The sequence below is a fragment of the Pectinatus haikarae genome (assembly GCF_015732185.1).
Taxonomy (GTDB): domain Bacteria; phylum Bacillota; class Negativicutes; order Selenomonadales; family Selenomonadaceae; genus Pectinatus; species Pectinatus haikarae.
Genome location: NZ_WIQM01000007.1, coordinates 102,183 through 114,348 on the forward strand (window position 1 = coordinate 102,183; position 12,166 = coordinate 114,348).

The window sequence follows — 12,166 nt, forward strand, 5'->3', positions numbered from 1 at the left end:
GCACGGGGTTCACCTCCAAGCCTATATGCTAATATATATCCTTTATTATTAATTCAAAACAAAATGCCAAAAATCCTGCCTGCTAAGATTAATCGGTCAAATTTGGTTTGCCATTATCATCGGCAAAATTGGCAGTACAATGCGGATAATTTGAGCATCCCCAAAAATAACCGTTTTTTCCTTTTATTCGCTTTAGTTGTCCTTCCTTGCAATATGTGCACAAGTAACTGTTCTTTTGGCTGTATACCTGTTCACTGTGACTTTTTTTCTCGCGCATAATCAGATCCCTTGCCGAAATCATACCTGCAGATATATTCTTACTGATTTCCGTTCTATCGTATTCCTGTTTTTTCTCATTGGTCACTTTAAAATCGGGAACACCGTTTTTATCATTGCATGTCATGCGGCAACGGGGATAATTTGAGCATCCCCAAAAGCAGCCATTTTTCCCATTGCGTTTTACCAGCACTCCTTTTTTACATCGCGGGCATATATGCTCTCCCTCGACAGGCATAGCAGCATCATACGCTTTATTGCAAAGCAATGTTGTAAAACTTTCCTGCTTGGTCAAAAAATCTTCCAGTGTTCCTTTTCCATTAGAAAGGTCATTCAAATATTCTTCCCAAACTGCGGTAAAGTCAGGATAGAGCAATTCGTCAGGAAGTGCATCCACAAGCATATAGGCACTTTGAGTAGGCTGCAGATACTTCTTTTTCCCTTGTGCTGACAAAAAGCCCCGCTTTATCAAATCATCTATTATAGAGGCCCGTGTTGCTTCTGTACCTATGCCATATATAGCCCGCAGTTTCTTTTTTACTGCTGCATCCTTTACATATTTGTGTATCTCCTTCATCCCCGCAAGCAATGTTGACGGTGTAAACCGTAACGGAGGTTTGGTAGCTTTTTTTTCGAGTGACGCGTTTAGATATGTCGCCGCATCTCCCTTGCACATTAAAGGAATAGTATTTTTTTCATCATCTTTTTCTTCTTCTGCAAGTTTGTTTTCAGTAATATAGAGCATTTTCCATCCATACTGCTTTTCCGTACGTCCCGTTGCCTGAAATTTTTCATTTGCAAACATAAGAATCAGTTTTATTTGATCATAAATATGCACAGGGTAAAACTGAGCTATATAGCATTGAGCTATTAAAAAATAAATATTTTTTTCCACTTCACTCAATGTAGAGAAATTCACCTTAGTCTGCGTGGGTATTATAGCATGATGAGCGGAAATCTTTTTATCATTCCACGCTTTGCTTTTTATCTTTGAATCTGCCCCATCTGCCCATTTTCCCAGCTGCTTTTCTCCGCATATCTTTAGATTATTCAATATGATCTTGGCATCGGCAAACTGGCTGATAGGCAAATACTCACAATCCGAACGCGGATATGTAGTCATTTTTTTTTCATAAAGTTTCTGTGCTGTATCAAGAACTTGCTGAGGTTCATAACCAAAATGTCTTCCCGCCAGGACCTGCAGCGCCGAGAGAGAAAACGGCAGGCACTGCACCTCTTTTTTCTCTGCTGTGTTATATGAACTTATCTGTCCCGGTTTATCAGCTTTATCAAAAATTTTTAACAATTCTCTCGCAATTTGTTCATCAACCAAACGACCTTCATTGTCAAGACCATTCTGCGTATCTTTAGCCTTCCAAATGCAGAAAAATTCCCCATTTTGATGTTCAAACTGTGCTTTTATCGTATAATAATCCACTGGTTTAAAAGCTGACAATTCTCTTTCTCTGCGGACTGTCAAAGCAAGTGTTGGTGTTTTCACGCGGCCTACCGGCAGAACTAATCTTCTGTGCCCTGCTCTTCTAGCAGCCAATGTATAAGCCCGCGAAAGATTCATCCCAATCAGCCAATCAGCTCTGGCTCTGGCCAAAGCTGATTTTTTCAACGGCAAAAATTGTTTATTGTCACAAAGTGAATCATTGGCCTTCTTTATGCTTTTTTCATCCAGGGCATTCAGTAATATACGTTTAACTGGTTTTTTGTTGCCGACATAATCCAATATCTCATCAATAAGCAGCTGCCCTTCGCGGTCCGGATCTCCTGCATGAACTATTTCATCAGCTTTTTCGATAAGTGACCGTATTATGTTAAACTGTTTTTTACTTGAAGCAGTGATAAGCACCTGCCATTTTTCAGGAATTATCGGCAGATCCTGTGACTTCCATATTTTATATTTTACATCATACTCGTCAGGCTCGGCCTGACGCAAAATATGTCCAAAAGCCCATGTTACGATCCCATCTGTCGTTTCCAGATAACCATCGTGCTTTTTCATCGGTCCCTTGAGGCACTTAGCGATTTCATTGCCCATACTGGGTTTTTCCGCTATATATAAACGCAAATATTAACGCTCCTGTTCATCTGAAATATTTCCACACTGTTTCAGCTATAAGCAAAAATATGATAACTGAAATAACTGCCATAACAGCCAGCACAATAGGTGCCTTTTTTATTATTGAATTGGCCCTGCATCCGCATATTTGTTTCACATTTTCCGGCAGTAACTTTATAACAGCTGTTAATATTGCTGAGCCCAATACTGCATCATCAAAAAAGCCTGCAATTGGTACACTGTCCGGTATCAAATCTATGGGACTGAACAAATATATTACAGCAAAAACAATAAGTCCTTTTTGATATTTTGGCGTAGTTTTATTAAGTACTGCCAATAACAGCACCAATAAATTATATCCGCATTTTTTAAAAACAAAAGATAATCGCATCTTGCTTTCCTTAAATGTAAATGAAACTTATTTATAGTTTCTAAAAAATTTTTCCACAAATTCATTAGGGTTCTGCGATATTTGAATGTCGGATTCAAATAATCTATTCCATGGGAAATTCACCTTTACTGCTTTAATATTTAAAAAAGGCATGTATTTGTCAAATAAGTTTTGTGTCATTTGCTCTGCATCGATCTGCGCAGGTTCAAGTTTATCACCGAGAGAAAGCTTTGAGCCCCTGCCCGGAAATATATTCAGCTTTCTTGCAACAGTCTGCCGGACATTAGCCTGATAAAACCAGTCATCAACATATCTGGTCAATAAAAGCATATTTTTATTTTCGTCAGTCATATGCAATGATAACAATCCCTGCCCGACTGACCAGCCGGTGCTGTTAGTCGCTGTGTTCCAGCCAGCATATGAAGTCAGCTTAAATAAAAGATTCCTTTGCAGTAAATTGTGCATAAGCGCATTGTCCGCACCATTGGCAAATGCAATATCCCCAATAGCAACAGGCGTTTTATCTCCCAGATAATGCTCGATCATATTGACAAAGGAATTCGTATTAGCCCGCGGATAAATTGAATTGAGATTTTCACCTGCTTCATATGTCATACCACTGACATTTGTATTTACCAGCAATATCATTGACGCTCCCTTTGCTGATGTTGTAGGGCGCCCTCCTGCCAAATCTATCTCCGAACGAACAGAATTATCTATTGGCTCATCCGAATAAGAAGGAATAGTAGCGCCACCATATCCGCTGGCATAACCAATTGCCACAACAGGCTCATAGCTATAGATCTTATTTATAGCTCTTGTTATAAGAAGAAGCCCCATCTCATCCACACCTGCAACAATGCGAAAATTGCTGCTTGACATTCCTTGTGCAGACTGGCTGAGTACAACACGCTCATTATGCGTTTGAGAAAACGGTGCGTTATCATCGCACCCCACAACTAAATAGTTGATTATATTATTGCGTGTCAATTCAACTAAGACTTTATTGGCATCAAAATTTTTGCGACGCCTGCCCATCCAATCATCAATCACATTTAGCGGTATATGCTGACGTAGCTGAACCATCTGATCTTCTTCGTTACTTGTAAGTCCCTGAGAAATATTTTTATCCAGCAATGCCGTATACTGGAAAATATAATCGCCATACGTTTGATAATATGAAGGCTCTTCTGTCCCTGATGCAGCAGCATTTTTAGGTGTGCGCATAATAGAAGAAAAAACATATACCGGAAGTTTAGGATACTTTTTATGAATAGAAATAAAGTAATCCGTCCTTTTCAAGATATCGGTCCTATCAAAACTATGCTTACGAGAAGCTACCAAGCTCCCATATAAAAGCGCATCAGAAGAAATAACAGCAGCATCCGCATCCTGTGCATTATTCATTACCCATTGATATAAACCATCTGGATCTCCCGGTGAAGTGCGAGTTCCCAATAATTGCTCAGGAGGAACCTTGATAACTACCCCTGCCTTTTCAGCTACTGCCACAGTTTGTTTGTCCGATATCGGACGATTATCATGAGGAACATATAAGATTACCTTAGCTTTTACCTTCTTTGCCGCTGCCGGCACACTTTGCAAATTTAATACAAACAACGATAGCATTACCATCGCAAGTATCTTTTTCCAACTGGGATATTTCAGTACAGATAAATAATAACCCAAAAAATCCACCTCAATACTATATTCTCTTAGTTATTAAGAATACCATAAAATATACCAAAAATAAATCAGTTGCTTAAAATTTGACAGAATATATACGGAGAATTGTTAAGTAAAGTGCGACACTTCATGTAAAAAAACTTCAATAATGGCTTTCATGCATCCCTCTATAAGTGTTTCAATCCACGCGCCCATAAGGGTGTGACCATTACGCTGCCAGCAGGCATATCATTCCTTGCGTTTCAATCCACGCACCCATGAAGGGTGCGACGTAATCCCATCCCGATATCGTACCGTTACTTTTACGTTTCAATCCACGCACCCATGAAGGGTGCGACGCGTATGGGAGCCGATCCGATGTTATTGATGCAGTTTCAATCCACGCACCCATAAAGGGTGCGACGAGATTAGCGGACATGACCAGTAGCGGAAATGAGAGTTTCAATCCACGCACCCATAAAGGGTGCGACTGATATCAAATTAGATATCATTAGTGACTATTATGTTTCAATCCACGCACCCATAAAGGGTGCGACGCAATATCGCCATACCCAACAGTGGTTGTTGTGACGTTTCAATCCACGCACCCATAAAGGGTGCGACGCAATATCGCCATACCCAACAGTGGTTGTTGTAACGTTTCAATCCACGCACCCATAAAGGGTGCGACTATTGCAGACGCACAGTCATATACAGAAATATTGAGTTTCAATCCACGCACCCATAAAGGGTGCGACTTGAAGATGAGCTCAATAAAGCACAGCTAATGAGTTTCAATCCACGCACCCATAAAGGGTGCGACCAAAGATGTCTTGACCGCTGCCGGATATGCTGAAGTTTCAATCCACGCACCCATAAAGGGTGCGACCAAAGATGTCTTGACCGCTGCCGGATATGCTGAAGTTTCAATCCACGCACCCATAAAGGGTGCGACCAGCTCCATGCGTGCAGCATAAGCCGGATCAATGTTTCAATCCACGCACCCATAAAGGGTGCGACTACCGCTGCAGTCGCTTCTTTTCGCGTTACACCGTTTCAATCCACGCACCCATAAAGGGTGCGACGGAACATTTTCAAAAGAAAAATGGCTTGATCATGTTTCAATCCACGCACCCATAAAGGGTGCGACGCTGGTATGCAGTTGACTATAATGGTAATATTTATGTTTCAATCCACGCACCCATAAAGGGTGCGACCTGCCGACTTATCATTATTATTGCAGCCAAGCATGTTTCAATCCACGCACCCATAAAGGGTGCGACGCGGTGGTAAGTATGATCTAAATACCAGCTATTTTGTTTCAATCCACGCACCCATAAAGGGTGCGACGTCTTGATTATCCTGAATAATAATCGGTATTTTTAGTTTCAATCCACGCACCCATAAAGGGTGCGACAATGGCAAGGCACAATAACCACGACAGCAGGTAAGTTTCAATCCACGCACCCATAAAGGGTGCGACTTTTTAGAGAGCAGTCCGAGAATGCGTTGTTTGATGTTTCAATCCACGCACCCATAAAGGGTGCGACTTATTAGACTATCATATAGTGCTTTCTTATCTGCGTTTCAATCCACGCACCCATAAAGGGTGCGACTTGGGTGACGGATGGCGTCAACCAAGAATATATCCGTTTCAATCCACGCACCCATAAAGGGTGCGACGATCTATGCACCGTCTTATTAATATCTACAGTGTGTTTCAATCCACGCACCCATAAAGGGTGCGACAAATATATGCTATAGAATGCAATACTACATTATTGTTTCAATCCACGCACCCATAAAGGGTGCGACTTTTCATAATGATCATTAATTTCTTCAATATCGTCGTTTCAATCCACGCACCCATAAAGGGTGCGACGCAGGTGCTATATTGCATCTAATACTAAACTCAGGTTTCAATCCACGCACCCATAAAGGGTGCGACTTAATAGCATTTTCTTCCACCAGATTATTAGGTGTTTCAATCCACGCACCCATAAAGGGTGCGACTAGAGAATTTATTTTTAGTAGTATTTCCTTCAATGTTTCAATCCACGCACCCATAAAGGGTGCGACGTTATAAGGCTATATAATAAAGTATATCCAAGACGTTTCAATCCACGCACCCATAAAGGGTGCGACATTCCCAACACAACGAGACTTAAAAATATATCTTGTTTCAATCCACGCACCCATAAAGGGTGCGACGTATACCTACTGACTGGCACAATCAACAGTATTAAGTTTCAATCCACGCACCCATAAAGGGTGCGACGAGATTGACCATTCTGCCATTAGTGAAATTATGTCGTTTCAATCCACGCACCCATAAAGGGTGCGACACGGTATAAATAGTTTTATCAACTCGTATGATGAAGTTTCAATCCACGCACCCATAAAGGGTGCGACGGAAAACAAATAATGGACTTTCATCACCGCAAGTTTCAATCCACGCACCCATAAAGGGTGCGACGATTTTAGCGACAGCATTCAATATCAGCAGAATTAGTTTCAATCCACGCACCCATAAAGGGTGCGACGCAAGAATCTGGTAAACGATTTAATCAATATTTAGTTTCAATCCACGCACCCATAAAGGGTGCGACTTTTGTGCGAAAGTAATTCCCTATTATGTTTGTCGTTTCAATCCACGCACCCATAAAGGGTGCGACGTTTCATGCCAGTCAGGGCGCGTAAATTCAACAGATGTTTCAATCCACGCACCCATAAAGGGTGCGACTAAGGGTGTTTTCGCATATCCCCGTTATTGTTTCGTTTCAATCCACGCACCCATAAAGGGTGCGACGTTGATCGGCGATTATCGCCGGGCGATGTCGGGTTTCAATCCACGCACCCATAAAGGGTGCGACACACTTTTGTAAGGTTTTTACCCCTAGCAGAATACGTTTCAATCCACGCACCCATAAAGGGTGCGACTAGTGCCATCAAGTACGATGTCACCTGTTATATTGTTTCAATCCACGCACCCATAAAGGGTGCGACGTGCCATTGATGTTTATTCCAGGAGCCGGTGAAGCGTTTCAATCCACGCACCCATAAAGGGTGCGACTAATGATGGGGGTGAGCAGATGAGCGATACATTAGTTTCAATCCACGCACCCATAAAGGGTGCGACTCCTCATTTCGTTGTTCTGCTTCGTACGTCATAGTTTCAATCCACGCACCCATAAAGGGTGCGACATCCTTTATATTTGGATCCTTTATGCCATACAACGTTTCAATCCACGCACCCATAAAGGGTGCGACGTGACGATGTTGACGGTAACGGGACACCACTTAATGTTTCAATCCACGCACCCATAAAGGGTGCGACGTAATTACTCCGCTGCTGTCAGCTGTTGCTGTATGTTTCAATCCACGCACCCATAAAGGGTGCGACTAGAGCTTTTCCAAAAAAAGTAATCTTGCTAATTGTTTCAATCCACGCACCCATAAAGGGTGCGACTGAAAACTATATTTGGGCGGTGCTACATAACGCGTTTCAATCCACGCACCCATAAAGGGTGCGACCTCCTGTGGGCGTCTCGTCATCTGTGACGAGTCGCGTTTCAATCCACGCACCCATAAAGGGTGCGACAAGACAATCTAGCATTTGTTGGGAAACCAGTGACGTTTCAATCCACGCACCCATAAAGGGTGCGACGCAATAGAGGTGTGCTCAACAGCTCCGTTACTAATGTTTCAATCCACGCACCCATAAAGGGTGCGACATGTTAACCGGATTTGTCGCTGCATTTAATCAGTGTTTCAATCCACGCACCCATAAAGGGTGCGACAAGACAATCTAGCATTTGTTGGGAAACCAGTGACGTTTCAATCCACGCACCCATAAAGGGTGCGACGCAATAGAGGTGTGCTCAACAGCTCCGTTACTAATGTTTCAATCCACGCACCCATAAAGGGTGCGACATGTTAACCGGATTTGTCGCTGCATTTAATCAGTGTTTCAATCCACGCACCCATAAAGGGTGCGACAAAGCCGTTTGTCTATGCACTTGATACTACTCTGCGTTTCAATCCACGCACCCATAAAGGGTGCGACGCCTCCTTTAAATCCGCTTCCGCCTTGAGTTTACGTTTCAATCCACGCACCCATAAAGGGTGCGACGTCGCTTATCTTGAAGTAGTGCCACTGGCTAATAGTTTCAATCCACGCACCCATAAAGGGTGCGACATGGGGGACTGGTACCCGGATCACGGTGCGAAGTTGTTTCAATCCACGCACCCATAAAGGGTGCGACTTGAGACGGTTATTTTTCCGGCCGGGGTAACTTTGTTTCAATCCACGCACCCATAAAGGGTGCGACGTGGGCACATGGATAAAAACCTATCTGGACGGTAAGTTTCAATCCACGCACCCATAAAGGGTGCGACGGGGAGACGCGAACGCGCCCAAAGCAGGCGATGCGTTTCAATCCACGCACCCATAAAGGGTGCGACGCAACAGCAATAAATATTACAACGACACTTAATATGTTTCAATCCACGCACCCATAAAGGGTGCGACGTGCAAAACGATCCGGAATATGATCGTAAAGAGCGTTTCAATCCACGCACCCATAAAGGGTGCGACGCGTCCATTTTACAGCCACCGAACACGGTCCGGCGTTTCAATCCACGCACCCATAAAGGGTGCGACTCCGCGATAGTCGGCAGCTCCGAAAAGAATTGGGGTTTCAATCCACGCACCCATAAAGGGTGCGACTACATGAAAACATAATCCCATCCGTAAGCCATGTGTTTCAATCCACGCACCCATAAAGGGTGCGACGTTTAGCAATTTTCCAGAGACTTTCCTGAGTACTAGTTTCAATCCACGCACCCATAAAGGGTGCGACTAGCTTGATAAGTTGATATTCCAATACCACCAAACGTTTCAATCCACGCACCCATAAAGGGTGCGACTTCAAGCACGAATCCGCATCCAGCATTTATCAAAGTTTCAATCCACGCACCCATAAAGGGTGCGACTTACTCCTTTAACCGTGAATAATCGTAACTTATGTTTCAATCCACGCACCCATAAAGGGTGCGACTCCGTGACAATTTTATGCTTTCCGGCTTCATACAAGTTTCAATCCACGCACCCATAAAGGGTGCGACGTACGCGGCTGTGTGCTGCCCCCGGTACTTGATGTTTCAATCCACGCACCCATAAAGGGTGCGACTTATTCCCAGATGCAGAATCTTGTTCACAAGGTGTTTCAATCCACGCACCCATAAAGGGTGCGACTTGCTCTGCACCATGCAGCAGGCAATAGAATTTGTGTTTCAATCCACGCACCCATAAAGGGTGCGACGTAGCGTTTCGGGCTTATGGTTCGGGCGACTATATGTTTCAATCCACGCACCCATAAAGGGTGCGACGGCAAGTGGCTTATAAATTCCGTCGTTGATACTGCGTTTCAATCCACGCACCCATAAAGGGTGCGACTCACAGACGGCGTAAATCAGGAATACATTCAAGTGTTTCAATCCACGCACCCATAAAGGGTGCGACGATGCACTTTTAGGATATATTGACGGCGGTGATGTTTCAATCCACGCACCCATAAAGGGTGCGACGAGTATTATCAGTCCCAGAAGATTTACTACCCATGTTTCAATCCACGCACCCATAAAGGGTGCGACTGTTCGTTCTTCTGAATATGCACCTATACGTACGTTTCAATCCACGCACCCATAAAGGGTGCGACGGAACGTACTACCTTTAATCGGCACGCAATAGGTGTTTCAATCCACGCACCCATAAAGGGTGCGACTATATGCTGATAACTTACTGTTTCAGGCTCATACGTTTCAATCCACGCACCCATAAAGGGTGCGACGTTCCATCCTCTGCAGCGGCATGTTTCTTTTTGCTGTTTCAATCCACGCACCCATAAAGGGTGCGACTTTATAATTCCACCATTTACGTTTGCCATAATTTGTTTCAATCCACGCACCCATAAAGGGTGCGACGAGGTGAGTTGATGGCTGAACGCAGGATGTTTACAGTTTCAATCCACGCACCCATAAAGGGTGCGACACCGAAAATCAAGTTTCAGACAACATTCCTGAACGTTTCAATCCACGCACCCATAAAGGGTGCGACTTTGCCCAGTCTGGTATTCTGCCGTCTCTATCTGCGTTTCAATCCACGCACCCATAAAGGGTGCGACGTCACACTTTTTTGCTTTCCGGTCGGGGATAAAATGTTTCAATCCACGCACCCATAAAGGGTGCGACGATTTTTCCATTTTAGTTGCAACGGCCTGACACAGTTTCAATCCACGCACCCATAAAGGGTGCGACGTTGATTATTTTTGTATTGCCATTTTTTGTAACGTTTCAATCCACGCACCCATAAAGGGTGCGACCAGACATTTTTACTTTTAGGCGGGTTAAATGAATGTTTCAATCCACGCACCCATAAAGGGTGCGACGGAAGCACCAAAAAAATAATCCGCTCCGATGGCAGTTTCAATCCACGCACCCATAAAGGGTGCGACAAATTCAATATACGCAGACCGGAAAGGCGGTAGCGTTTCAATCCACGCACCCATAAAGGGTGCGACGACGATCTTGAAGAATTAAAATCCGAACTTGCTAGTTTCAATCCACGCACCCATAAAGGGTGCGACGATTACAGAAAGCTTTAAAAGAAATTCCAGAAAAGTTTCAATCCACGCACCCATAAAGGGTGCGACACTAAACGGTATGTTGATGCTAAATTAAAATAGCGTTTCAATCCACGCACCCATAAAGGGTGCGACTATCACAAGGCAATATGTTAGAGAACATATAGAGTTTCAATCCACGCACCCATAAAGGGTGCGACTATATCGCGATATATCGCGCGCCAAGGACTTATAGTTTCAATCCACGCACCCATAAAGGGTGCGACTAGCTGCGGTAAACGCAGGAACAGCTGAAAGTGCGTTTCAATCCACGCACCCATAAAGGGTGCGACGTGGTCGCTGGCTTTACGATACACGGCAGTTGATGTTTCAATCCACGCACCCATAAAGGGTGCGACATGAGCCAAACGGCGGGAAAAAATCGGATGAAATGTTTCAATCCACGCACCCATAAAGGGTGCGACAAACAGCGCGTGTATTCGTTGGCTGTTGAAATACGTTTCAATCCACGCACCCATAAAGGGTGCGACGACGGCACCGACAGGCAGCCAGCAAGCCGGAAATGTTTCAATCCACGCACCCATAAAGGGTGCGACAGCAAAAAAATCGATTATTATCTTTTTTAATTATAACAAACTAATCTATAATTAGTATATACGAGATACTACAAGAAAAATTTAAATAATCAGCTTTTTTGCCCGAATTTATCGGATATAATCCTTTAAATTCGTAATATAGTTTTGAAAATGAATTTTGTAGAATCTAAAATTCATTTTTATGCTTAAAAAGCATGCGTTTTTTCTGTTTACTTACCTTTCGCACTAAATAATAATAGGGCCTTCAATATCATAAGAGACTCTAACTCCTATATGTTTCACTTTTGCTCCTTTTGAACTGCCCAAATAGTAAAATCGTAAACTATCCTGCTTGGGGTCTATAATTTTTTCGAGATCAATTTCGATTTTTTTGCACTGCGCGGGGTCAATTTTACATTCAAACACAGAATTTTGTACTCTTTGTCCAAAATTTACACATATCTTAGCTACTTTGCGCAAGCGTCTTTTACCTTTCTCATCTACAGTAGAAATATCGTATGTGATTAAGACAAACATAACTATT

At 43.3% G+C, this 12,166-nt stretch carries 4 protein-coding genes and 1 CRISPR repeat array; all 4 genes read right to left on the minus strand.

The annotated features are described in order from the left end of the window. Window positions 1-88: 88 nt before the first annotated feature. The 4 genes from I6758_RS04070 to cas2 all read right to left on the minus strand — a co-directional run bounded on the left by I6758_RS04070 (window position 89) and on the right by cas2 (window position 12,159). Entirely contained in the window at window positions 89-2,356 is a 2,268-nt protein-coding gene (locus I6758_RS04070; RefSeq protein ID WP_196603929.1) for a DNA topoisomerase 3, read from the minus strand. Between the two features lie 16 nt (window positions 2,357-2,372). Further along, window positions 2,373-2,738 (minus strand): YkvA family protein, encoded by a 366-nt coding sequence (locus I6758_RS04075; protein ID WP_196603930.1) that lies wholly within the window; start codon window positions 2,736-2,738, stop codon window positions 2,373-2,375. A gap of 27 nt (window positions 2,739-2,765) precedes the next feature. Then, a complete protein-coding gene (locus I6758_RS04080) occupies window positions 2,766-4,427 on the minus strand; it encodes a DUF4127 family protein (RefSeq protein ID WP_196603931.1) in 1,662 nt (553 codons plus the stop codon). Window positions 4,428-4,663: 236 nt separating this feature from the next. After that, window positions 4,664-11,643: direct repeats of the CRISPR family, unit length 32 nt; unit sequence GTTTCAATCCACGCACCCATAAAGGGTGCGAC. A 225-nt stretch (window positions 11,644-11,868) separates the two neighbouring features. Next, window positions 11,869-12,159, minus strand: coding sequence for a CRISPR-associated endonuclease Cas2 (cas2, locus tag I6758_RS04085; RefSeq protein WP_196603932.1), 291 nt, complete (start codon window positions 12,157-12,159; stop codon window positions 11,869-11,871). Window positions 12,160-12,166 lie beyond the last annotated feature (7 nt).

What these genes read in the sequence shown, in the direction of transcription:
- I6758_RS04075 (WP_196603930.1), bottom strand. Translation starts at nt 2,738, where the DNA reads ATGCGATTATCTTTTGTTTTTAAAAAATGCGGATATAATTTATTGGTG.
- cas2 (WP_196603932.1), bottom strand. Translation starts at nt 12,159, where the DNA reads ATGTTTGTCTTAATCACATACGATATTTCTACTGTAGATGAGAAAGGT.